The sequence below is a fragment of the Verrucomicrobiota bacterium genome (genome assembly GCA_027622555.1).
Classification (GTDB): Bacteria; Verrucomicrobiota; Verrucomicrobiia; order Opitutales; family UBA2995; genus UBA2995.
The window spans coordinates 1-24599 of record JAQBYJ010000045.1 but is presented as its reverse complement, the minus strand read 5'-3'; the positions used below and the strand labels follow the sequence as shown (position 1 = coordinate 24599).

Here is a 24599-nt window from a genome sequence, read left to right as displayed (position 1 = left end):
CATGCAGGAATTAATAGACTCAGTCGAAAGCGTAGCTCCGTGGTTCTTCCCCATCTTTTCCTTCGTGATAGGTGCCTGCATTGGCAGTTTTTTAAACGTATGTATTTATAGGATACCAGAAGGCATGTCTGTGGCTCACCCACCCTCCCGTTGTGGAGCCTGTGGGAAACCAATACCATTCTACAACAATGTCCCTATCCTTGCCTGGATATTTTTAAGAGGTAAAGCCGGATGCTGCGGAGCACCTTTTAGTATCCGCTACCCCTCGATTGAGTTGTTAACCGGGCTCTTATTCTTAGCATCCTGGATGTTACTGCCAACGCCTCAGGCTTTAATTGGCTTCGTCTGGATATCGATTCTAGTCTGCGTAACCTTTATTGATCTGGACCACATGATCATCCCCGATCGTTTTTCCATCGGAGGTTTAATTGCTGGTCTCGTTTTATCCATGGTTGCTCCAAGTATTCATGGAATTCCAACAGGATTTGTTCTGGAGAATGGAATCCAGGGATTGTTTACCGCTGTCCTTGGAGCGTTTATAGGTTCCGCAACCATACTCTGGATAATGATAGGGGCCGAAGTTATTCTAAAAAAGGAGGCCCTCGGTTTTGGAGACGTGAAACTCATGGGAGCCATTGGAGCTTTCTGTGGTTGGCAAGGAGCGATATTTGCTCTTTTTGGAGGCGCCGTCCTGGGAACCATAGCGATTATCTTTATGCAGATCATCCGCATGTTGACACCGAAAAAGAATTCTCCGGACAAGGAAGAAGAGGGAATGATCGGACGAGAAATTCCTTTTGGGCCAATGCTGGCTGCAGGCAGCCTTCTTTACTACCTATACTTCGGACCTATGGTCGATAGCTACTTTAAAGCATTCGATTGGGTGCTGCCTTAAAAAGAAAATCCTAAGCTTTCCAAACTACCTTCGCCCCATCCCCACTGAGACAATGGAGAATGCGAGTAGAACTACCAAAACGAGATTCATAACGAGCACCAACGGCGTCAGCATCTTCCTGAGTGAATCTCGGGGAGGTCCAAGCCATAACAGCACCTCCGAAACCACCCCCTGTCAAACGAGCTCCAAAAACTTCCTTGAAACCCTGAAGCTCAGAAACAAGGAAATCCAGTTCAATTGTGCTATTTTCAAACAGGTCGCGAGAACTTGCATGAGAGGCAAACAATTGATTTCCACACGCTGCCAGGTCGACCGGGTTTTTATTAAGTAATCGAACCACTTCTTTAACCCGGAGGTTTTCATTCAAAATATGGCTCACCCGCTGAAAGGGCTTTTTCGCTAAGTGCTCAGCAAGAGAATTGAGTTCGCTAGAAGGATAATCGACCAAACATTGAATGTTATGGCAGATACGTTTAGCGACTTCAAATCCCTCTCGACATTCCGCAAATCGCTCAGAGTACAATGAATCGATCAGACTGTGCTTGACGTTCGTATTGAAAATCCAGAAATGAGTTCCAGACGGAATAGGTACCGTCGAAAAAGATTCGGTCTTACAGTCGATGAAAACCAGATGATCTTTCTTCCCAAAACCCGATACTCCTTGGTCAAGAATTCCGCAAGGCACTCCGACGTAGTTGTTCTCGGAATACTGACAGATTTTAACGATGTCTTTTGGCGAAAAATTATTCGGAGTTCCATCCAATGAGGCATAGGCAGTTGCAAGCTCTAAAGCAGCACTACTACTCATACCAGCTCCGCTGGGCAAATTAGAAACAACGGCAAGATCCAGGCCGTGCTCAAATTCAAATCCGAGTTTTTGTATAGCCCAAATGACACCCAGGGGATACCTGGACCAATTCGTGCTATCTGGACGCTCATCCAATTCATCCAATGAGTGCTCGAAAAGGGTTTGTCCATCCTGACTAACTCCTCGTACCATCCGATCATCACGAAACCGGGCGGCTACACAAATACCTTGGTCCACAGCCACTCCCAATACATCACCGCCATTGTAATCGTTATGGTTTCCCACAAATTCGATTCGACCGGGTGCCCTGGCTATAACCGTTGGTTCCTTACCAAAAGTCGCCATAAAAAGGTCGCGGACTTGTTCAATCATTTGGCGAGTATTCTGAACATGCTAAGTTTGGAAATCAAAAAAGCCCGTAACTAAAAATTTAGCTACGGGCTTTCTAGAAGTAATTATAATTCAATTACACGAGAGCTTTTAACCCTGCACCCGGTTTGAATTTTACAGCCTTAGCTGCTTTAATTTTAATTTTTGCACCTGTGGAAGGATTAACTCCTGAACGCGCATTGCGGCGAGATACGGAAAAAGTTCCGAATCCAACGAGTTGGACCGCAATTGCAGCAGAGACGTCGCCCTTCATTGTCACACTCTTACCGGCTTGTTTTACGCCAGATTTGATTGCATCGAGGACAGCATCGATTGCTCTCTCAGCTTGTGCTTTTGAAGTGTCGCCACCAAGGCTAGATTGGACTTTAAGAATAAGTTCTGATTTATTCATCTGGGCTTTTTAATTAGGTTAGTTGGTTATGATATTTAGTATTACAAGAAGCGGTAATACCAAGGAGATAAAAAATTGTCCGTCAACTAATAAATAGCCCTGAATCACCAATAAATAAGGGATTTCCGCGAATATTGTTCACTTAAAATCTAACTACGCTTCTCGGGCTTCTAAAATGCGTTTTAGAAGGTGCTCCAACGCTTCCAGTTCCGTGCACCCACGTTGCCCAGAAAGCTGTCGTGCCCGCTTTTTTAATTGGCTGGCCATCGTCTTAGACTGCTCATCATTCGCACCTGATTTTTTAAAGAACTCAATCAACTGATCGTCCTGGGTTTCCATGAATTTAAGATTCGGGCATTAAAAATATTGTGGCCTCAGGATCAGAGAATCGGAGATCTGCGTCTTTGCTATGCACATTACTTATCAATGCGAGTGAGTAATAGGCGTCATTGAAGTGAACTGAACTCTTTAGAACTCCTACCTTTTTACCACTACTAAAAATCTCCGTACCATTTTCAACAAAGACATTACATTGAACCAATCGAAGTGAGCGTCTTACTTTTCCCATCGAATGAAGACGGGACATCACTTCCTGGCCAAGATAACATCCCTTATTAAAACTAACAGCATCCTTTTCTAACCCACCCTCCTGGGGTAAATCGTTGGGTCCAATATCTTCGGGAATCTTAGGACAAAGGCTCTCAATTCGGTGCATTTCCACAACAGATTCGTCCAACAGCGTAAGTCCAGGTACTTTCAATATAATACTTTCAAGCAAAGCGCTAAGACATGAATCTCCTCCTATGAGCTCGAGGGCCACCTGAGCTCCGCGACGACCCGGTATCACATAGACCGTCTCTCCCCGAAACGTTATTTTGCCAGATTTGCCTGGTATTACTCCAAGATGTTCTAAGCTTGAAATTGCATCTCCCAGGAGGCAAATGCCACCGATTCCAGAGGATTGGCCAGTCAACTCTACATCATCGGCAACAATGAAGCTGTTTAGCTTATCAAGAATTAAAGACTCTTTTGTCTCATAGCTCATTAAGTAAAATCGTTCATCGTCTTCCTCAAAAACAAAACTGTCGCCATGCACCTTCCCCTTCAAATCAAGCCACAATCCATACGAGGTGTCTCCAATTCTTAACTTATTTAAATCGTTACTAAACTGACTTTGAAGAAACTCATTAGCATCTTCCCCTTCCGCCAGAATCCATGCAGACGGGCGATAAGGATAATAACCGTTAACTAAAATGGGAGATGACATAAAAAAAGTTAAAATAGGATTTGACAGGCGTTGCTAAGTTAGCAACCTTCTTAAACACAATCTCCTTAATAAAGGAGACTTGGGGTAACTGATTGAGAAGAAGAATACATGGCAGGTTGCTTAGGGGTAGGCAACCTGCCTTTTTTGTACCCATAGCTAAAAGGTATAGGAATTCTTGTGCCATGATCGAGACATGAATTTGTCAAAAATTCAGTAAATAAAAGCGATCCCGCACTTTCTCACAGCTTTTTCCTTCCACTCGGTATTAGAGTTTTGTTTTTCCTATAACGGATCTTTGAGATTACAAACGCCGATTCAAAAGGTGCTGTTTGCTGTTGAAGAATGGCATTTCAACGGTCCGGAAAACTTTTTTTCATTTTATCAGGAATACCGCTTGACTATGTTGCTAATTTAGCAACTGTCTTAGGCACAATCTCCTTAATAAAGGAGACTTGGGGTAACTGATTGAGAAGAAGAATATATGGCAGGATGCTTAGGGGTAGGCATCCTGCCTTTTTTTTACCCAAATCGCGCCGGGGAAAAGATCTTCCACTTTTTAGCTGGAATCTGCGCGCATTCAGGTGTGTAACCTTCCTTTCATTTTTTTGGAACGACCTCCGTTCAACTACCTTTATGACCGCAGAAACCTTTAACGTACCGACACCCACTCAGGTAACTGACGTAAACGTACTCAGTACTATACCACTCCCAAGTCCAGGGGAATTACGAAACCGGGTTATTAAATCAGAAGAACAGGCTCAATTCGTTTCTCGGTCTCGAGCCGAAATTAAACAAATTATCTTCGGAACCGATTCACGCTTACTCGTAGTCGTTGGCCCCTGCTCGATTCATGACGTCGATGCGGCAATCGAATATGGGGAAAAGTTAAAAGCAATTTCAGATGAAATCTCTGACCGAATCTGCATTGTTATGCGGGCCTATTTTGAAAAACCCCGCACGTCCTTGGGCTGGAAGGGTCTGATCATGGACCCACATCTGGATGGCTCCTGTGATATCGAAGAAGGCTTAGAACTTGCCAGGAATTTCCTGAAAACACTCATTGAGAAGAAGATTCCAACGGCGACCGAGTTGTTGGATCCAATTACTCCCCAATATATTGGTGACTTGATATGCTGGTCCGCCATTGGTGCACGAACTACAGAATCTCAGACTCACCGACAAATGGCATCAGGTCTTTCCATGCCGTTGGGATTCAAAAACAGCATCGACGGATCCGTGACAGCAGCGATCAATGCAATCAAAGCAGCCAGCAACGAACAAACCTTTCTAGGAATCAACTTGGATGGCATTTCTTCTGCAGTAACGACGCGGGGTAACAAAAATTGTCATCTTGTTGTTAGAGGTGGAACTGCAGGTCCAAACTATTCAGCGAAGCACATTAAAAAATATGAGACAGATCTCTTAAAAGCAGGCCTGAAACCTGCCATAATGGTAGATGCTTCCCACGCTAATAGCGCTAAGAATCATGAGAATCAAATAATCGTTCTTGATACCGTCATTGAACAAATCAAAGCAGGTAACGAATCAATAATCGGGCTCATGATCGAAAGTAATCTTAAAGCTGGTAACCAAAAGTTTCCCCAGCCCAAAGAGAATTTGCAGTACGGAGTTTCTATCACAGATGCATGCATCGATTGGGAAACCACAGAAACCGCGCTCCGTAAATTGCATAAAGCACTGGTGCCACGATTTACTTAATTTGTAGCTAGGCTTGCCAGAAAATTAAATTTAAACAGACTCCATCTAAATAACGAATTCCTAATATAACATATGATGAACTCACCAATCCGTGTAGCTGTAACAGGAGCAGCCGGTCAAATCGGTTACTCTCTTCTTTTTAGAATCGCATCTGGATCCATGTTTGGTCCGGATCAACCGGTTCAATTGAACCTTGTTGAAATCCCCCAAGCCGAAAGCGCATTAGAGGGTGTCATAATGGAGCTGAATGATTGCGCATTCCCTCTCCTGAAAGATATCAGGCCAGCTCTAAATCCGGAGGAAGGATTCAAAAACGCAAATTGGTGTCTGCTGGTTGGTTCTGTTCCCCGGAAAGCCGGAATGGAACGAGGTGATCTTCTCGGCATAAATGGAAAGATATTTACCGGGCAGGGCCAGGCCATTCAAAATGGAGCAGCATCCGATGTACGCATCTTGGTCGTGGGCAATCCCTGTAACACCAACTGCATGATAGCCATGAACAACGCAAAGGACATTCCAAGTAATCGTTGGTTTGCCATGACCCGTTTAGATGAGAATCGCGCCAAAACCCAACTTGCACAAAAAGCTGGAGTAGACGTGACTTCGGTGTCGAACATGACCATTTGGGGAAATCACTCGGCCACCCAATATCCTGATTTTTACAATGCAAAAATCGACGGACAAGCAGCCACTGACGTAATTAAAGACGAATCCTGGTTGAAAGACACTTTCATCCCTACCGTTCAGAAACGAGGAGCCGCTGTCATTCAAGCTCGTGGATCTTCATCCGCAGCATCAGCCGCTAATGCGATTGTAGATACGGTCCGGTCATTGACCAATCCAACACCAGACGGCGACTGGACCAGCGTTTGCATACCTTCGGACGGAAGCTATGGAGTAGACAAAGGACTCATTTCATCATTCCCCATTCGTACAAATGGTACCGATGTGGAAATCGTCCAAGAAGTTCCACTCAATGAGTTCGGACAATTCAAGTTGGACGCAACGGTAGACGAACTTCGTTCTGAAAGGGAGCTCGTCAAAGAAATGCTTTAAGTTTCCTAACAAGGAACCGGGAAACGGGCGAGGAACTTCCTCGTCCGTTTTTACGTACTGAGAAAGACAGTTCGTTTATACAATCAGTTCTTCCTAAAAAAAGATTCGTTGAATAGTCCAGTAAAGTCCGGTCAATCCGATTAGACATGAAGCGGGAACGGTCAACCGAGACCGGTACCAGCAACGATTTCGAAAACTGCCTATTATAATAAATGCACAGACAACCACCATCAATTGCCCAAACTCAACCCCAAGATTGAAGAAAATCAAGGCGAACAAGAATTCGCTTTGAGGAAGCCCGATTTCACCTAAAGCACCGGCAAATCCCAGGCCATGCAATAATCCAAAGAAAAAGACCAACACGGGTCGCCAGGGCTGAATTTTGTCTGTAATAATATTTTCAAACGCCACCGATGCGATAGAAAGCGCGATGAGTGGTTCTACCACATTTGACGAAAGAGAAATGACGCCGTACATTGACAAAGCCAGAGTCAAGGTATGGGCAATGGTAAAGGCAGACACCTGAATAAGCAAAGGTCGAACTTTGGGGGCTAACAGAAAAAGACCCACTACGAATAAAATATGATCCAATCCGAGCGGGATAATATGGACAAACCCGACACGTAAGTAATTCCAGAGCGAACGAACTATTCCATGCGAAACGGATTCGGCTTGGCTGAGTCCTTTTATAGAAACGGGATGGCTTAGTTCTCCTGTAACCACCCATTGCACTTCGGGCTTCAAGGCGGTCAGCACAACCTCGCCGATATCCAATGGAAACCGAAACTGAAGTGTCGAAGCTTCTTCGTCGAGTCTGCCAGTTGCATACACTTTCACATGCAACCCACCCTCGCCCATAGTTGAAAAAGAGGCCTCGGATAATTCCGAAGGATGTTGAAACCACATCTCGAAATCATCGATGGGCTTATCCGATTCAATTATTTGGAGCTCCTTCCTGAATTGGGCCTCAGCAACAGAAAAAACCGTTTCCCATTCACCAAAATTCTGATCATTAAAAACACCATCTTTTTCCAATTTCCGAAAAGTGGGCCGAACAGTATCTGCCAGATCGGGGTTACTCTGAATATATCGAGTCAGATTGATCTCTGCCTCAAGTATCCAGACAAAATCAGGTGTAATCGTGAGTACCGCTTGGCCGGATTCGAGCTTGTGAGCTTCAACCGCCACCTTCCCGCAATGGCCGAATAAAAAGAAGGCGATGACAAAAACCAATACCCTCGGGGGCTGATAGATTAGTTTATTCAAAACAAGCAAATCGAATTCTTAATGTTTCATTACCGGAAATTCAGAACGTCTATCTTCGTCACTCAGTATCAGTTCATTCAAGTCTTTAAGAAATGTATCTACATCTTCAAAGGACGTGTCCCAACTGCACATTAAGCGACAGCCGCCTTCACCAATAAAATCGTAAAACATCCAACCTCTATAATGCATCCCGGAAATCACACGCTCATCCAGTTTGACAAACACGCTGTTTGCCTGAACCGGAAAAAGAACCGACAAACCTAATCGCTCGAGCCCCTCCTTCATTCTTTGAGCACAAGCATTGGCCTGCTGACCATTTTTCAACCAGGTATCATTTCTGAGAATCCCTAACCAAGGCGCTGAGAGATAACGCATCTTTGAACAAAGCTGACCAGCTTGCTTACACCGGTACTCGAATTCATGAGACAATTCCTTATTGAAAAATATCACCGCTTCGCCGACGGCCAGACCGTTCTTCGTCCCTCCAAAGCAGAGAACATCTACCCCAGCCTTCCAGGTTATATCCTTCGGCGCACAACCCAAGGTGGCAACAGCATTGGAAAATCGCGCACCATCCATATGAACACGCAGATTCAATCCATGCGTAATAGCTCCAAGTTTTTGAAGCTCTTCCACTGAATATACAGTACCGACCTCAGTAGCTTGGGTAATGCTCAATGCCCGGGGTTTCGGAAAGTGAATGTCGCTTCTTTTATGGGCCATTGCCTCAACCGATACGGGGGACACCTTGCCTTCTTCACCTTCAACCAACAATATCTTTGAACCACCACTATAAAACTCAGGCGCACCGCACTCATCCGTTTCAACGTGAGCCATCGAATGACATAAAACACTGTGGTATGGACGACACATGGAAGCCAATGCCAGCGAGTTGGCGGCAGTACCATTGAAGGTAAAAAATACTTCACATTTTGTCTCAAACATTTCACGAAACAGCTCGCAAACTTCTACCGTGTACCGGTCTGTCCCATAGGCGGATTCATGACCTTCATTTGCATCGGCCATCGCCTGCCACGCCTCCGGACAAACGCCCGCATTATTATCGCTGGCAAAATTTCGCTTCAAAGTGCTTTTCATTGGATCTCATCAATAGTGCTCGACTAAAAAAAAACGAGCCGGAAGTTCCGGCTCGTTTGAAAGTAATTAAAGACTTAAACTCCCACTTTATTTGCCGCCTTTACCGCCGCCTTTGCCGCCTTGTTGTTGAGGCATACGAGCTTTCATCTCCTTGGTGTAAACCTTCATCTGATCTTTATCTAAAACCGTCTTCATAGCCTTCAATGAGGTTGAGTTAGCTTTAGTCATGGACTGACCGATCGCCTGCCGTTTATCACGGTCACGTCCAGCTGATTGCATTTGAAGGAAACCCTTAAGCATTGCATTTTCAAATTCCACCTGAGTTTTAACAAATGCCTCCATTTGATCGTCACGAACTTCGCAAGCTTCCGCCATTGCGGTCATTTTTGTATGACGATAGGTATTCAGTGCAGCAGCCTTTTGCTCCTGTGTCATACTGGACATATCCGGCAATCCACCAGGATTTGCTGCCTGGCCGCCTCGTTGTCCACCTTTTCCGCCTCCTTGTTGACCGCCTTTTGCGCCTCCCTTTCCGCCTCCCTTTCCGCCTCCCTGATTTTGTGGTGGAGTGCTCTTTTCGGTAGCGTCTTTATCTTGGGATAAAAGCTGGGTGGAGGAAATACCAAGAGCCAAAGCTAAGGTTAGGATAAAACGGAGTAACAAGCCTGATTTCATTGATTTTTGGGTTAAGAGATCGAAATTGAAGTCCATGAATGAACGCCCATAAACTTTACTGGGTTACACACTTTGGCTAATTTGCAAAAAAAGCAAAAAGAAATGCCATCCATTAAGATTTCAAAGAAATGCCGGACCCGATCCGGGCCATTCAAATTCTGCAAGCGCTTCCAAAGAGCTGGTTAAGAGTTGTTTACTAGTCATAATCGAATTTTCAAGGTTCAGTCCTTTAGCAAGACCTCCGGCGATCAACGAAGCCAAGGCACATCCGGTTCCCCGCGTATTGCGAGTAGAGACGCGATTTGAGCTAAATTCTATTAAATCATTCGACAGATATAGCCGATCCAAACAAGGACCTTCAGGGCGATGCCCTCCCTTAACTAAAACAGCTGAACAACCTGTCTTGAGCAGATCATTTGCGGCAACCCTCTCAAATGGATCATTTAAAATGTCTTTTCTTCCTGCCAGAACCTCCAACTCGGATAGGTTTGGTGTAACTAGAAATGTCCGTGGAATTACATTTTTCAAAAGAGCTGCAACCCCTTCTTCATTCAGCAAAGGCCGCCCACTTGTAGCCTGAATAACAGGATCTAGCACCAGTAGAACCGATGGATACTGCTCCAGGGTTTCAGCTAGTACGTTCACAATCGAAGCATTACCTAACATTCCGGCTTTTATTATACTAACCGGATAAGTATTTAGCAAACCGATCAAATGCATTCGAACCAGCTCTGGAGGAGTGAGGTCAATTGATTCGACGCCATGTTCCGTTTGCAAAGTTAAGGCTGTTACCACATTCAATGGAAACGCCCCGGCGGCATGAATCGCTCGATTATCAGCCTGAAGGCCAGCCGCGCCCGATGCATCGGATCCGGACAACGTGATTACAAAAGAAGTTGAACCACCCGACCTCATAATTATGCGGGAGTTGAATCAGAGGGTACCGTCCGCTCCCACTCAATCATTCCACCTTTAAGGCTATGAATATCTTGAAATCCATGATGCTCCCGTAGCCTTCTCAAAGCGTTCATACTCCGTTTACCCGATTTGCAATAAACAACCGTAGGAAGAGCCAAATCCAGACCTGATGCTTCAATTGACTGGGGATCTTTTAATAACTGGCCGAGCGGGATATGAAAGGATTCCATTTTGCTTATAGCCCGCTCCCAATCTTCCCGAACATCGAGAACCTGGAGAGCGCTACCATTTCTTAACAGTTTACGAAATGCGTCCACGTCGATTTCCTCAGACAGTGGCGTAGTTTCTTCTACTGCACATGAAAAATCGATCTCAACCAACTCCTTTACATCTGCTGCTTCGGGAACGCGGTTAAACTTAATGGTTTGTTGTTTCATGGTTAGAACATCGAGCAACAACAAAGAACCGCTCAATGGTTCACCAATTCCGGTTATCACTTTGATTGCTTCGCTGGCTTGAAGAGTACCTATCAATCCTGGAAGAACGCCGATCACACCGATCTCGGAACAGTTGGGTGCATCTTTAGGATCCGGAGGATCTGGAAATAAACATCGGTAAGTTGGTCCTCCCTTATAATTAAAAACACTGACTTGTCCCTGGAAGGTATAAATAGCTCCATAGATCAACGGCTTTTTAGCTAGAACACAGGCGTCGTTTACAAGGTAGCGAGTGGTAAAGTTATCCGAACCATCCACGATTACATCAAACTGAGCAAATACATCCAGGGCGTTGGCTGCAGTTAACCGTTGAGGGATTGCAGCGACTTCGATGAGTGAATTCATTGCTCGCAGACGTTCGCATGCCACTTCTGCTTTGGGTCGCCCAACATCGGCTTCAGTAAACAAGATCTGCCGTTGCAGGTTAGATGCATCGACCACATCAAAGTCCATCACACCTAACTTTCCCACCCCAGCTGCAGCCAGGTATTGCAACACGGGACAACCAAGCCCGCCTGCACCCACCACCAAGACGCGAGCATCTTTAAGCTTTTGCTGAGCCGCTTCACCAAACTGAGGAAGACTCAAGTGACGCTGGTAGCGTTCGATTTCTTTAAGGGAGAAATTGCTCATGCTTCTACCGCTACCGTCTGCTCCGAAGTGCGTTCATTTCGCGTGGACATGGAAAAACCGTCATAGGTTGAATCCCAGTCCTTCCACACCGGTTCATATCCGTTCGATCGTAGCATCGCAGCGACTTCAGCCGGAGTACGTTCATCAGAGATCTCAAACTGCTCCAGGGACTGTGGGTCTACGCGGTAGCCACCGGGGTTCGTTTTCGAACCAGCGCTCATCGTCGTGATACCCAAAAGGATTGCATGGTCTCTGAAATTTTGATGCTCACGCGTCGAAAGAGAAAGTTCCAACTCCTGGTTCAGCAAACGATAGGCACAAATTACTTGAACCAGATCTCGATCCGTCATTATCGACTTGGGATGCAAGTCGCCTTCGTGAGGACGGATTCGTGGAAAAGAAACGCTGTAACGAGTTTTCCAATATTTCCGCTCCAAATACTTAAGATGCAACGCGACAAAAAAAGTATCTGTGCGCCAATCATCCAAACCGTACAAAGCACCTAGCCCGATTTTCTTAACCCCTGCCCGCCCGAGTCTATCGGGTGTATCCAGGCGATAATCAAAGTCACGCTTCATCCCACTCAAGTGATAGTCAGCGTAAGCTGAGCGGTGATAGGTTTCCTGGTAAACGAGCACAGAACTTAAACCGCCGGGAACCAACGCCTCATAGGCCGACTGCTCAAGAGGTTGCACCTCCATTGAGATGCTTGAAAAATACTCTCGAGCCAGACGGAATGCATTCTTCAAATACTCCAGGCCTACCTGCCGATTGGCCTCACCGGTTACCAAAAGAATGTGATCAAATCCCATAGCCTTGATCGCACGGTATTCCTCCACGATTTCGGCATCATTCAGTATCTTCCGTGGTATCCGATTCGTCGCACTGAACCCGCAGTAAGTGCAGACGTTGCTGCAAACATTCGACAAGTACATTGGAGCATAAAGCTGCTGTACCCGGCCAAAACGCTCCACGGTAAATTGATGACTCCGCTGAGCCATTTCCTCCAGAAACGGAGCCGCCGCGGGAGAAATGAGCGCGTTGAAATCTTCAAGCTCAAGCCTGCCCCTGGGTTTTCCTAAAGCTTCCTTCACATCCAATTCCGTTTTGGAATAAATGCCCTGGGTAACCGTTTCCCATCGGTATTGGTTAAACTGTTCTAAAAAACTCACGTCAATCGGTGGCGCTCAAAAACGAGGTAAGTGGTGAAGAAGCGACAGCCTCGGAGGATATGATTCCTTTACCAATTTCAAAAGCCATTCGTCCGGCTTCGACGGCTAGTTTGAATGCGTGCCCCATCCTTGTAGGATCTTTGGCGGCAGCAATGGCCGTGTTCACCAGGACGGCATCAGCGCCCATCTCAAGCGCCTCGGCTGCGTGCGACGGCACCCCAAGTCCAGCGTCAATAATTACCGGCACTTGACATTGCTCGATTATAATTTCCAAAAACCGTTTCGACTCGAGACCTTGATTGGTTCCAATAGGAGCGCCAAGAGGCATCACCGCTGCAGCACCTGCTTCTTCAAGCTGCTTACACAAGACAGGATCAGCATGCACGTACGGCAAAACGATAAATCCACGTTTTACCAGCTCCCGGGTTGCATTCAACGTTTCGACAGGATCAGGCATGAGGTATTTGGGATCGGGGTGAATCTCCAATTTTAACCAATTTGTCTCCAACGCTTCACGGGCCAGTTCGGCTGCAAATACAGCTTCTTTCGCATTCCGAACTCCGGATGTATTCGGCAACAGGTGATAACGATCACGATCGAGAAAATCGATAATGGAATCTTCTTGTCCCTGTAATCGGACACGACGCATCGCCATGGTGACCATCTCGGTGCCACTAGCCAATAAACTATCTGCCATGGCCTGACCAGAAGCATACTTTCCGGTGCCCAGAAACAATCGGGACTTAAAGCTACGACCGGCAATGATGAGTGGTTCTGTGATTCCGCTATTCATGAATTTTATTAATCTTCCGCTGGCCAACTGTCGGCATAGGCTTTGAAATTTTCGGCAATATTTCCCTCGATAAATAGACCGGATGAAACGGCAACCCCTTCGGCGTTCATGGCTGCGATCGAAGGAAGATCCTCAGGCTTGATTCCACCAATTACCACCTTCGGAAGGTCACCAAGGAAATCTATAATTTCAGTGAGGGATTTCTCATCCAAAACGGCGGCCAGGTTTTCCTTTGTTTCGGTAAACCGATAAGGTCCAACACCGACATAATCGAGACTCCTGCTCGCTAATGCTTCACGAGCATCACCCAATGAATTCACCGTTCCACCAATTACGAAATCTGGTCCCGCCAAATCACGAGCCGCTTTCCAGTTCATGTCGTCTTTTCCGAGGTGCACGCCTCCGGCCTGAATTTTTAAGGCCAAATCAAAGTGATCATTAACAATGAGCAACGCATCGTAGTCATCACAGATCTCAAGAGCTTCGAGGGCGATTTCTTCCATCTCTCCAGGCGACTTATTCTTCATCCGCAATTGAATCCATTTCGCTCCAGCTTCGCACAGCTCCTCAATCTGTTCTGGATGCGATAAAGGATTACTATCCGAGGTGATACACTGTAATAAAAATTGGCTCATAATATAGCTGAAAACGTGGTTAGCTCCTTTAACTTCAAAAAGGACTCGAGAGGATTCGAAGATTGCCAAATCGCTCCTAGAAGAGCCACTCCATCAAATCCCATTTCATGGCAACTACTTATTGTGGATGGTTCGATTCCGCCCAACGCATACACCTGAGTACTACAGACTCTCTTGAAACTCAGCAAAGCCGATCGCAGTTCAGCGATTTCCCAGCTTGGCTTATATCCTGCTTTAGAAATCGAGGGAAAGACGGGGCTAAGAAACAGGTAATCCCACTGATTCAAAGATCCGTCCAGATCACCCAATCGATGAACCGAACGACTAAGCGATTGACCTTTGGAACATGAATCCTGCCACAGACCGACACACTCCAATTGGGTGACGTCGTCCTTGATATGCCGACCACCCAGGCCGAATTGATTTACAAGATCGTAAGCCTGATGAACAACCAATTTAGCTCTCCACTCTTTTGGTATCCCCTGAATGTACTGCGACAATGCATCATCATCCATGCCAGGTTTCCGTAGATGGAATCGGGACAAACCTGCCTCAAACAGTTTCACTACCCAGGCTGCTTCGTCGAGGTAATGGGTCTCGGGCGATAGGACGATTATTTCAGTCATCTATCCTCCTTGAGTTGCTTGAATAATGGTAACTCGATCACTCTCGTTTAATTCACAAGTAGACCAAGCCGAGCGAGTCACAACGGTTTCGTTAAGAGCAACAGCAATGCCCGTCTTCTCTGACAACTCTAAAGAAGTGATCAGTTCCTGAAGCGTGGAAACATCTGACAGACTTTTAACTTCGTCGTTTATCGAAATAGTCATCTCAAGTCTTTAAGTATTGGCTACGTATACTTCTCCACCCTGCTCCTTAAATTCAGCCGATTTCTCTTCCATTCCTTTTGCCAATGCATCTTCTTCGCTCATTCCTATTTCTGCAGCATAGCGGCGAACGTCTTCGGTTATTTTCATAGAACAAAAATTGGGGCCACACATCGAACAGAAGTGAGCATGCTTGGCACCTTCTGCTGGAAGCGTTTCATCATGGAAAGAACGGGCCTTCTCAGGATCGAGCGAAAGATTAAACTGATCTTCCCAACGAAACTCAAAGCGGGCCTTGGACAAAGCATTATCACGGTATTGCGACGCAGGATGCCCCTTGGCCAAATCAGCTACATGCGCAGCAATCTTGTAAGTAATAACCCCTTCGCGCACATCGTCTTTGTTAGGTAGCCCGAGGTGCTCTTTAGGCGTCACGTAACAAAGCATCGCTGTACCATACCAGCCAATCATGGCCGCACCGATACCACTCGTTATATGGTCATAGCCGGGAGCAATGTCTGTGGTAAGCGGACCCAAAGTGTAAAAGGGCGCCTCATGACACCACTCGAGCTGCTTTTCCATGTTCTCTTGAATCATATGCATCGGCACGTGACCTGGACCTTCGTTCATAACCTGCACACCGAATTTCCAAGCCCGGGTGGTGAGTTCGCCTTGCGTTTTGAGTTCGGCAAACTGGGCCTCGTCATTGGCATCCGCGATTGAACCGGGGCGCAACCCATCGCCAATCGAAAATGCTACATCGTAAGCTGCCATAATCTTACAAATATCATCCCAATGGGAATAGAGAAAATTCTCTTTGTGGTGAGCCAGACACCACTTCGCCATGATAGAGCCACCACGACTAACGATGCCCGTCATGCGCTTGGCGGTCATGGGAATAAAGGGTAACAACACACCTGCGTGAATGGTAAAGTAATCAACCCCCTGTTCGGCTTGCTCGATTAATGTGTCAGCAAATATTTCCCAAGTCAGGTCTTCGGCCTTGCCGTTCACTTTTTCCAACGCTTGGTAAATCGGCACCGTTCCGACCGGAACCGGACAGTTGCGCATAATCCATTCCCGGGTTTGGTGAATATTTTTACCGGTGGACAGATCCATGAGCGTGTCACCGCCCCATTTTACCGACCATCTCATTTTTTCCACTTCCTCGTCGATCGAAGATGCAACCGCGGAGTTACCTATATTGGTATTAATTTTCACCAGGAAATTTCGGCCGATAATCATCGGTTCAAGCTCCAGGTGATTTATGTTGGAAGGAATGATTGCTCTTCCCCTTGCCACTTCCGAGCGAACGAACTCAGGGGTAATTTCTTTGGGAATCGCTGCACCCCAGGACTGTCCAGGATGTTGAATGTTTAAGGTGTTTCGTTCCGCTTTGTCAGACATTTCCAAACCTTCGCGATAGGCCTGAAGCTTCATATTCTCACGAATCGCGATGTATTCCATCTCTGGAGTAATGATTCCTTTTTTGGCGTACTGAAGTTGAGTCACACAATGACCAGGCTTAGCTCGGTAAACCTTCTTCCCTAAATTATCAAACTCATCAAAATCACTGATTCCCTTCTTTTCAGCTGCCACTTCCTTATGCTTTTCTGAAAGGTAGCCATCGTCCTGAGGCTTAACCTCACGACCGACGTAGCTTTCAACATCATCGCGTTCAAGAATCCAGCCTTCCCTAAGCTTTGGAAGTCCCTTCGTGCAATCACCATGAAATTGAGCATCTCCCCAGGACCCTGAAGTGTCGTAGACACGAATGGGATCATTCCCTTCGAGGCTACCATTCGGTAATCGGGTTTGCTGTAAGGCGATTTCCCGCATGGGCACTTGAATATCCGGTCGACTTCCCTGAACATAAACACGTTTGGAATTAGGGAAAAGACTGTGATCGGTGGACTGAAGTTGAATACTATTTTCGGACATTTGAGACAGTGTGTTGGGACACATTCTCGACTTCCATTGTGAAATCCGCCTTTGAGTATTTCATCTGCACGGATTCCCTACGGCGGTCTTAAACGCATCAGGTTCTAAGGATTTGGAGGCCGATCGCGCCTCGTTCTCAGCTCCACGCCCGGAGCTCTCCCATATGCTTTTTAAGTAAGGTGATTTGGACCCAATCGACTAGCAATATAAATCGCCAAAGATTACTACAAACTTACTAACAATTAGTGGATAGAGATGGATTTCTATCCTTAATCGCTACCACCTGACTTTCGTCTGCTTCCATGCGATGCAGAGCTTCCAGGCTTTCGTCTCTCAAAACCTCAATCTCCTCAAAGCTGGTCAATCGACTCATTCGGTTGCGCAACTGCCTCGCTCCAGGAAAGCCAGCGACAAACGAAACCATACGTCCCTTCATAATTCCGAGTATCATCTCTGTCCGCAAATGCGCATAATGACCTCTCATGATCTCTGCATACCGAAGTACAAAATCCCAACGCTCTTCAACCGAGGGTGGAGTCGACGGTTTCCCCTTTTCCAAAAGCGACTTTATAGATTCAAAAATCCAGGGATTCCCGATCGCCGCACGCCCGATCATAAGTCCACTCACATTAAACTGCTCACGCAATTGATGAATATCATAACGGGAAGCGATACTTCCGTTTCCAATCACTGGAATGGAAATGACCTCTGCCGTTTCGTGAATGATTTCCCAATTCGCATCGCCTTTGTATCCTTGGGCTTTGGTTCGACCGTGAATCGCCAAGGCCTGAATACCGACCGATTCCAAGAGCCTACCAGCCTCGGGGGCCACCAATGAATCACTATCCCACCCGATTCGAATTTTTGCCGTAACCGGGTAATCGGGCACCGCTTTGACCACCGCTTCGCAAATATTTCCCAACAAAGGTAAATCCCTTAACAATGAAGAACCTGCATTCTTACAAGTCACCTTCTTGGCAGGACAACCGAAATTCAAATCAATGAAGGTCGGATTCAGTCGATCCACAATCATTCTGGCAGCATCCGCCATTACGTCAGCTTCAGATCCAAAAATCTGCACACCCATGGGCCGCTGATCTTCGGTGAACTCGATCGAGTTCCAAACCTTGGAATCACCTCTTAAAATAGCATCCGCCAGTACGAATTCTGAAACGACTACATCAGCGCCCTTTTCCTTGCACAGCTTACGAAAGCCAATGTCGGTAAACCCAGCCATTGGAGCCAAATACAAGGGAAATTTCCCATCCTCAAACCAAGGAAGCATGCCGGTAAAATGGGAATCCAAGTAAAACTGTCAAGCGAGGCACTTCTTCAATTCCTCCTATTCATTTTCCCTCCGTTCTCTCAATCCCGAGAGCCAGAACCATCACCATCATTCTGTTCCCCATGATTTTGTCTCTTTTCTTTTTCACAGAATCCCCCGGGATCGCCACCTGTCTCGCAGTATTTGAAGGAGGCGGATACGTCGCGCCGCATGTCTTAGGAGGCGGAAGCCCCAGCTTGGCATCTTTGAAGTTGATTGGTAATGAATGAACCAATCTTTCAGGATATTAACCGCTCGGCGATCGTCCCGAGTTTCTTGTCCATTTCTGGAAAGATATTTTTGTGCTCTTTGCGTTCTTTTGCGGCTATTCATTTTTTTCAAAAGCGGCATTGCGAGGACGCAATAGCCCTACCCGTTTATTTGTGTGAATCTGCGTTTATCTGCTGTGCCGTGTCGTAGCCTTGGCGGAGACGGGTGGTTAAAGCCTGTATCTTTTCCCTTTGAGAAATAATTTGTACAAGGCAACTAAGGAAACAGAGCTGTATTGATTTTTTTCCTCCGTTTGCTTCCTGTTCAAAAATTTGTCCCTTCGTGGATAACAAACTACAAAGAAATATGTGTTAACTACGAAAAGTGCTGAATTACGCGAAAATCTGAAAACAGGTTCCCTTTAAAAAGCACAAACTAACCACGAATGGATCACGAATATTTTGTCGTTTTTTATCAGTGAAAATCAGTGCCATCAGCCGTGCCGTGTCGTAGCCTTGGCGAAGACTGGTGGTTAAATTTTGTATCTTTTTTCCGTTTAGAAAAATGCCTTGAACCCTTCGACATTGCTCAGACCAAGACAAGGCAACCGAGGAAACAAAGTTGTATGGTTTTTCCTCCGTTATCTCCGTTAGCTTGTGTTCAAATAAAAAAATGAACGAACAAACCCTTCAGGATATCGGACCGCTCGGCGATCAGTCCCTACCTCATGATTCGTGTCACTTGGTGTCCATTCGTGGTTTCATAATTACAATATCTGAGTGAATCTGCGTTTATCTGCCGTGCCGTGGCGGAGCCTTGGCGGAGACTGGTGGTTGAGTAAAACTTTGGTTGGGCTTTGCGCTTTCTCTGTGTCTCAGCGCACTCCGAGGTTATATTTTTCTATTCTCAACTATTTAGCTTACTCAAAATTCTTGGCCAATCTTCAATTTTCCCAAGTCGATCACTGGCTTTGCTTTCTCATTCACAATAACCTTAGCGGGATTCACCAATCGCTTTATCTTTCCGATTTGGTCTTCAACTTTCTTCGGCGATATTGACACCGTCGTTCCAAGTTCCTGGGCAAACAAACTAACCTGAAGTTCTTCCAGCATCCAACGCAGTTGCTGCAAAAGTAAATTGGCATTCCCGGGAAACCCGGCATCCGTGCTCCAAGCCAGGTATTGTTTTTTATATTCGTTCAACTGCTCGGCCCGCTTGAGATCTTTTTGAGGATCATTTAAATACCGGTCTCGCCTCACGGCCATAGCCTTCAAATACCTGGGGTATTCCTTGAGTTGTTTGTAAGGGGTGGTAATTAGAAAATCACTCGGAATGAGTCGCACCAAATCATCTGCCATTCCAACATAACCACGTTTCTCAATTGAGAAGCGCTGCCTTTCTTTAAAAATAATTTCGAGCAAATCACAAAACGATGGGACCAATCCTTTCAGTTCTTTCCGTATGCGAAGCAAAAGAGTTTCAAATCGCTTTTGCTTTAACGGCAGCACTTCTTCCGACCGATAAAGGTGGCGGCACAAATGTACATATGCGTATTTCTGCAACGTATCCTGGTGAAGAAAAGTGACACACAAAGGCGCCAGCTTCTTTAGATCGCGTAAATCCTTTTGCAACCAGGCCAACTCATACCGTAGCACTTGCGCCAACAAGGTCGGCATCGCTTTTCGTGTTTCGAGATCCGCTTCAGCACGCGACTTATAGAGTACCACATCGCAGACATCTTTTGATGCTAACAATCCGGGGTACCCATAAACGGGCACACCCGCGAAGTGACTCACCTCAACCCGCTCGGGCAAATCTCCAAAATCCCATTCTTGTATCTCCTTCTTTCCCCACTTTCCCAGGGCAATCGACCAAGCATCTTCGTCCTTCTTTTCTTTTCGATGCTGGAGTTCTGCCTCCTTGATCCGCTGTTTGACTCCGGACGATAACCCCTCAATCGAACGAGCACTTGCTATTGGCTCATTCTTTTCATTCACCACCTCGATTCGAACTTTAAGATGATCGGGAATCGCCGAATAATCCCACACCACGGAAGGAATACCCACTCCGTATTTCTCTTTCACGATCACACTCAAAGCCTCACCCAAGCTGTAATCTCCCGGCTCCAATAGCTCCATGATCGTTTTGGCTTTATCAGCGATGGGAAATAGCTGACGCCGGACATCCTTGGGAAGTGCCCTGAGCAAGGCATCCACCTTTTTTTCTAAATACCCGGGGACGATCCAATCCAACGCACCTGCCTTGAACGATTCAAAGGCGTGCATGGGAATCTGAAGCGTTGCCCCATCTTCCTCTTCTCCCGGTTTGTAGGTGTATTTGAGCGACCGCTCCCCGTCGGACGTTTGAATCAAGCGTGGAAATTGATCCGAATCTTCTTCAAGTCCCTGCGCTCCGATCAATTGCTCTTCACTAATATATAGCTCCGTTTCTTCATGCGTCTTCAACCAACCCTGCAAGTCCTGAACCGAACCCACATGTTGGATACGTCTGCTGTAAAACTGATAAAGCGTCTCCTCCAAACCGAAGATGCCGGACTTCCGCATCCGGGCCTGGATTTGCTCAACCGATTCCAAAACCTTTCGATTATAATCACGGAACTTCAGTTGAGTACGCATCGTTTCACCAAGCAGGCCTTCTCGAATAAAAATCTCGGTCGCCTCTTCCGGATTTATTTTAACGTAGCCAACACGCTTCACCTCAACTTCAAGGCCAAGAAGAATAGAGCGTTGCTTTGCTACCACACGTTCACCTTTTACGTCCCACACTGGATCAGAGTGGCGATATTGAATAAGGTGCGCACCAAGCTCTGTTAGCCAGTCCGGATCAATTCCCGCAACCGTTCGTGCATAGACCTGCCCCGTTTCAACAATCTCGGACGCCACAATCCATTCCGGCGTCTTACCTTCGATCGCATCTGTTTGCCTGCCCTGAGCCTGTCGAATGGGAACTCCTTCGTTTTTCTTCCTGAGCTCGCGGCTGGCTTTTTTATCAAACAACGCCGACCCGGGAAAGATAATCGCTTTTCGGTTTCTCGCTGCACGGTAATAGTTTCCCATATCCTTCAAACAAACATTGCTGAGCAATCCAGCCACAATCGATTTATGGATCGAGACATAATCCACATTTGCACTACTCTTTCGATACTCACCAAGCTCTTTCATCACTGACACCAGTTGCTGGTGAACATCCCGCCATTCACGCATACGAAGGTAGGACAAATAGTGACTCTTACAAAATTTCCTCAACTGGTTTTGAGTAAGCTTCTCTGTTTCGTCATGATACGCCGCCCAAATGTTGTAGAGCGTTATAAAGTCAGAGCTTTCGTCTCGAAACTTTTTATGCATGGCATCCGCTTCTTCACGCTTTTCCTCGGGCCGTTCACGTGGATCCTGAATGCTAAGGCCAGCCGCAATAATCAACACCTCCTCCAAAGCCCGCTCCTTCTTTGCTTCCAGTATCATTCGCCCCACCGTCGGATCCACCGGCAAATGCGCCAATTGCTTTCCAAGCGAAGTAAGCACATACCCTGAATTCCCCTCGACCCTTGCCTCTCGCCCCCTGGCCTGAGCTTGTCGAACGGCCTCGCCCCTCGTCCCTTTTCCTTCGCCTCTCGCCCCTCGTCCCTCGCCTCTCGCCCCTCGTCCCTCGCCCCTTTCCAACGCCCCCAATTCTACCAGCAACTGATACCCCGACTGAATAGCCCGTGGACTCGGTGGATCAATAAACGGGAAGGTCTCAATATCTCCCAAATCGAACACCAGCATGCGCAGGATTACCGCAGCTAAATTGGATCTCAAAATTTCGGGCTGAGTGTATTCTGGTCGTTTAAGGAAATCGTCCTCCGAATATAAACGAATACAGATTCCGTTTTCTACACGACCGCATCGACCCTTACGTTGATTGGCGCTGCTTTGCGAAACCGGTTCAATGGGCAAGCGTTGCGTCCGCGTCGCTGAATTATAGCGACTCAATCGAGCGTATCCCGTATCCACAACAAATCGAATCCCGGGAATCGTCAAAGAGGTTTCCGCAATGTTGGTAGCAAGTATTACTTTGCGTCCCGGAGATGAACCAAAGACCTTCTGTTGATCCCCGGAAGACATCCTCCCAAACAAACACAGGACCTCAACCCGCTTCCAACCGCGACCGGCCAAAGCATCTCTTGCTTCACGAATATCTTTTTCAGCTGGAAAAAAAACCAGAATATCCCCACGAGAATAGTCTTTGACCAATCCCTCAACTGCAGCGACCACTCCATCGATGTAACTCCCTTCCCCACCGGGCAACAGCTCCTCCAGGGGAAGGTATTCCAAATCGACCGGAAACATTCTGCCTGATACCTCGATGATTGGAGCATCATCAAACGCTTTCGAAAATGACTTGGTGTCGATCGTCGCGGAGGTAATGATAATCTTCAGATCCGACCGCTCTTTTCGCAATTGATTCAAGTAACCTAAAAGAAAATCGATATTCAGGCTCCGCTCGTGCGCTTCATCGATAATGATGGTGTCATATTCCAGCAAAAGCCTGTCTCCATGAACCTCCGACAATAACATCCCATCTGTCAGAAATTTGATACGCGTATCCTTGGATGTTTTGTCAGTAAACCGGATCTGGGCACCCACTTCCCGCCCCCAGTCCACCTTGAGCTCCTCGGCTACACGTTGAGAAACCGTAAGAGCAGCGATCCTTCGAGGCTGCGTACAGGCAATTTTACCTCTTACACCAAGTCCCGCATCCAGACACAACTTCGGTAACTGGGTCGTCTTTCCCGAACCCGTCTCACCAGCAATCACGACCACCTGATTCTCCTGAATCGTTTTTCTAATAATTTCCCGGTTCTGAGAAATCGGTAGGTCCTCTGGAAACTTAATATTCGGCAGAGAATCCAGAATCTCGGCACAGCGATTCGCAGACGCTTTGGCTTCAACCAGAAAACCATCCAACTTCTTCTCCACCGACTTCGGATTCCGCGGGGGAAGCAGCCGACTCACCTCGTCTCGGACACGCTCAGCCAATGATACCTCACACTCGGGTAACAATCGCTCCAACTCCGCCGCCTGTTCCTTCCAATCCATTTATCCGCCAGACCTTGGAAATCGAATCCTTGCGGGTCAATTTCTTATGACAGGGTGAATTCGCTGATCATGCCAAATCGGTCTGAGTATCAAACAAACCCAATTCCCCACCAAATGATGAAACGACAACCAATCCCGTTACGAAACGATCGACTTTGGGTAATTCATAAATAAATGGACTGACCACTGGTAGTCACCCGTACTATCATAATAATCGATATGAAATATGAACATCGACCCAATTTGCTCTGCTGACCCTATTTGCTCTGCTCGGTTGTTTGGTGCACAGAGTTTGGCCGCATGCCTTTCTTACAAGCGAATGGAACCGGTCGTGACCACAACCCAAGTACCTTTACATGCTTCATGGCGGGCGCCGGAGTTAAGAAAGGCTACAGTTATGGAGAGAGTGATGAATTCGGATTCAAAGCCGCAGTCAACCCAACCACGGTCTACGATTTCAACGCCACCCTGCTCCACCTCATGGGACTCGACCACGAACGCCTTACCTTCTATCACAACGGTATCGAACGTCGCCTTACTCACGTGCATGGACATGTCATAGAAGACATGTTGGCGTAGGCACAATTATTCTCAAAACACAGGGAAAGTCATTAAAGCGTGTGAATAACCTGTTGATATCAATTTATTGCCGTAAGTATACATATGTTCACTATATTTAGGAGTGTGCACATCTTACCGCCCCCGCCAGGCTAAGGCTTCGCCACTCTGGCAATGCCTGAAATCCTCCCTCGACGATTTCTTTCAAGTTTATTCCACCCAGTACCAGCCCACGCTGGGACCGCTCCGGCCAGAACTGGAGGAAGCATTCAATCGATTTCTACGCTGCGGTGATCTCACCCACGGTTTCCTGCGGGTGCGTTGCGGCCATTGTGACCATGAATACCTGCTTCCCTTTACCTGCAAGCAACGCGGTATCTGCCCTACCTGCCATCAACGCCGCACCGTTGATACCGCACAAACCATC

22 protein-coding genes, 1 pseudogene and 1 riboswitch are annotated in these 24599 nt (G+C 46.7%); of the genes and pseudogenes, 6 read left to right on the top strand and 17 right to left on the bottom strand.

Going from position 1 to position 24599, the window contains the following annotated elements; all coding sequences use genetic code 11:
• Nucleotide 1 precedes the first annotated feature (1 nt).
• A complete protein-coding gene (locus tag O3C43_12980; GenBank protein MDA1067406.1) occupies nucleotides 2–895 on the top strand; it encodes a prepilin peptidase in 894 nt (297 codons plus the stop codon).
• A 10-nt stretch (nucleotides 896–905) separates the two neighbouring features.
• Here the strand turns inward: O3C43_12980 and galK are convergent, their stop codons facing one another.
• The 4 genes from galK to O3C43_12960 all read right to left on the bottom strand — a co-directional run bounded on the left by galK (nucleotide 906) and on the right by O3C43_12960 (nucleotide 3751).
• The gene (gene galK / locus O3C43_12975) at nucleotides 906–2075 is read right to left on the bottom strand and encodes a galactokinase (protein MDA1067405.1); all 1170 of its coding nucleotides are present in this window, start codon (nucleotides 2073–2075) and stop codon (nucleotides 906–908) included.
• Nucleotides 2076–2169: 94 nt separating this feature from the next.
• Nucleotides 2170–2484, bottom strand: coding sequence for an HU family DNA-binding protein (locus O3C43_12970; GenBank protein ID MDA1067404.1), 315 nt, complete (start codon nucleotides 2482–2484; stop codon nucleotides 2170–2172).
• Between the two features lie 153 nt (nucleotides 2485–2637).
• Complete coding sequence (locus O3C43_12965) at nucleotides 2638–2823, bottom strand: hypothetical protein (GenBank protein ID MDA1067403.1); 186 nt, start codon at nucleotides 2821–2823, stop codon at nucleotides 2638–2640.
• A 4-nt stretch (nucleotides 2824–2827) separates the two neighbouring features.
• Complete coding sequence (locus O3C43_12960) at nucleotides 2828–3751, bottom strand: hypothetical protein (GenBank protein MDA1067402.1); 924 nt, start codon at nucleotides 3749–3751, stop codon at nucleotides 2828–2830.
• A gap of 633 nt (nucleotides 3752–4384) precedes the next feature.
• Here O3C43_12960 and O3C43_12955 point away from each other — a divergent pair.
• The gene (locus O3C43_12955; GenBank protein ID MDA1067401.1) at nucleotides 4385–5470 is read left to right on the top strand and encodes a 3-deoxy-7-phosphoheptulonate synthase; all 1086 of its coding nucleotides are present in this window, start codon (nucleotides 4385–4387) and stop codon (nucleotides 5468–5470) included.
• Nucleotides 5471–5545: 75 nt separating this feature from the next.
• Entirely contained in the window at nucleotides 5546–6526 is a 981-nt protein-coding gene (locus O3C43_12950) for a malate dehydrogenase (GenBank protein MDA1067400.1), read from the top strand.
• A gap of 93 nt (nucleotides 6527–6619) precedes the next feature.
• Here the strand turns inward: O3C43_12950 and O3C43_12945 are convergent, their stop codons facing one another.
• The 12 genes from O3C43_12945 to dusB form a co-directional block, all read right to left on the bottom strand.
• Nucleotides 6620–7792, bottom strand: a complete 1173-nt coding sequence (locus O3C43_12945) for a HupE/UreJ family protein (GenBank protein ID MDA1067399.1) — start codon at nucleotides 7790–7792, stop codon at nucleotides 6620–6622.
• A gap of 18 nt (nucleotides 7793–7810) precedes the next feature.
• Nucleotides 7811–8890: a low specificity L-threonine aldolase gene (locus O3C43_12940; protein MDA1067398.1), complete on the bottom strand. Its 1080-nt coding sequence runs from the start codon at nucleotides 8888–8890 to the stop codon at nucleotides 7811–7813.
• A gap of 87 nt (nucleotides 8891–8977) precedes the next feature.
• Nucleotides 8978–9565 carry a hypothetical protein gene (locus O3C43_12935; protein ID MDA1067397.1) on the bottom strand — a complete coding sequence of 196 codons (588 nt, stop codon included), beginning with the start codon at nucleotides 9563–9565 and terminating at the stop codon, nucleotides 8978–8980.
• Between the two features lie 120 nt (nucleotides 9566–9685).
• The gene (gene thiD, locus O3C43_12930; GenBank protein MDA1067396.1) at nucleotides 9686–10444 is read right to left on the bottom strand and encodes a bifunctional hydroxymethylpyrimidine kinase/phosphomethylpyrimidine kinase; all 759 of its coding nucleotides are present in this window, start codon (nucleotides 10442–10444) and stop codon (nucleotides 9686–9688) included.
• A gap of 38 nt (nucleotides 10445–10482) precedes the next feature.
• Entirely contained in the window at nucleotides 10483–11613 is a 1131-nt protein-coding gene (locus O3C43_12925; protein ID MDA1067395.1) for a HesA/MoeB/ThiF family protein, read from the bottom strand.
• Nucleotides 11610–12785 (bottom strand): 2-iminoacetate synthase ThiH, encoded by a 1176-nt coding sequence (gene thiH / locus O3C43_12920; GenBank protein MDA1067394.1) that lies wholly within the window; start codon nucleotides 12783–12785, stop codon nucleotides 11610–11612. The genes O3C43_12925 and thiH overlap by 4 nt, the downstream gene beginning before the upstream one ends.
• Nucleotide 12786: 1 nt before the next feature.
• A complete protein-coding gene (locus O3C43_12915; GenBank protein MDA1067393.1) occupies nucleotides 12787–13578 on the bottom strand; it encodes a thiazole synthase in 792 nt (263 codons plus the stop codon).
• 8 nt (nucleotides 13579–13586) lie between these two features.
• The gene (gene thiE, locus O3C43_12910; protein ID MDA1067392.1) at nucleotides 13587–14213 is read right to left on the bottom strand and encodes a thiamine phosphate synthase; all 627 of its coding nucleotides are present in this window, start codon (nucleotides 14211–14213) and stop codon (nucleotides 13587–13589) included.
• Nucleotides 14210–14839 carry a thiamine phosphate synthase gene (locus tag O3C43_12905; protein ID MDA1067391.1) on the bottom strand — a complete coding sequence of 210 codons (630 nt, stop codon included), beginning with the start codon at nucleotides 14837–14839 and terminating at the stop codon, nucleotides 14210–14212. Before O3C43_12905 ends, thiE begins: the two co-directional genes overlap by 4 nt.
• Nucleotides 14840–15043 (bottom strand): sulfur carrier protein ThiS, encoded by a 204-nt coding sequence (thiS, locus tag O3C43_12900; protein ID MDA1067390.1) that lies wholly within the window; start codon nucleotides 15041–15043, stop codon nucleotides 14840–14842.
• 9 nt (nucleotides 15044–15052) lie between these two features.
• Entirely contained in the window at nucleotides 15053–16981 is a 1929-nt protein-coding gene (gene thiC, locus O3C43_12895; protein ID MDA1067389.1) for a phosphomethylpyrimidine synthase ThiC, read from the bottom strand.
• A gap of 57 nt (nucleotides 16982–17038) precedes the next feature.
• Nucleotides 17039–17152, bottom strand: a riboswitch (TPP riboswitch).
• Nucleotides 17153–17216: 64 nt separating this feature from the next.
• Nucleotides 17217–18266: a tRNA dihydrouridine synthase DusB gene (gene dusB, locus O3C43_12890; protein ID MDA1067388.1), complete on the bottom strand. Its 1050-nt coding sequence runs from the start codon at nucleotides 18264–18266 to the stop codon at nucleotides 17217–17219.
• A gap of 122 nt (nucleotides 18267–18388) precedes the next feature.
• On the opposite strand from dusB, the gene O3C43_12885 reads away from it, so the two are divergent.
• Nucleotides 18389–18535, top strand: coding sequence for a hypothetical protein (locus tag O3C43_12885; protein ID MDA1067387.1), 147 nt, complete (start codon nucleotides 18389–18391; stop codon nucleotides 18533–18535).
• A 903-nt stretch (nucleotides 18536–19438) separates the two neighbouring features.
• Here the strand turns inward: O3C43_12885 and O3C43_12880 are convergent.
• Nucleotides 19439–23614 (bottom strand): DUF3418 domain-containing protein, encoded by a 4176-nt coding sequence (locus tag O3C43_12880; GenBank protein ID MDA1067386.1) that lies wholly within the window; start codon nucleotides 23612–23614, stop codon nucleotides 19439–19441.
• Nucleotides 23615–23887: 273 nt separating this feature from the next.
• On the opposite strand from O3C43_12880, the pseudogene O3C43_12875 reads away from it, so the two are divergent.
• A pseudogene (locus O3C43_12875) lies at nucleotides 23888–24193 on the top strand (DUF1501 domain-containing protein).
• A gap of 103 nt (nucleotides 24194–24296) precedes the next feature.
• On the top strand, nucleotides 24297–24599 hold a 303-nt coding region (locus tag O3C43_12870), incomplete at its 3' end, for a transposase zinc-binding domain-containing protein (protein MDA1067385.1).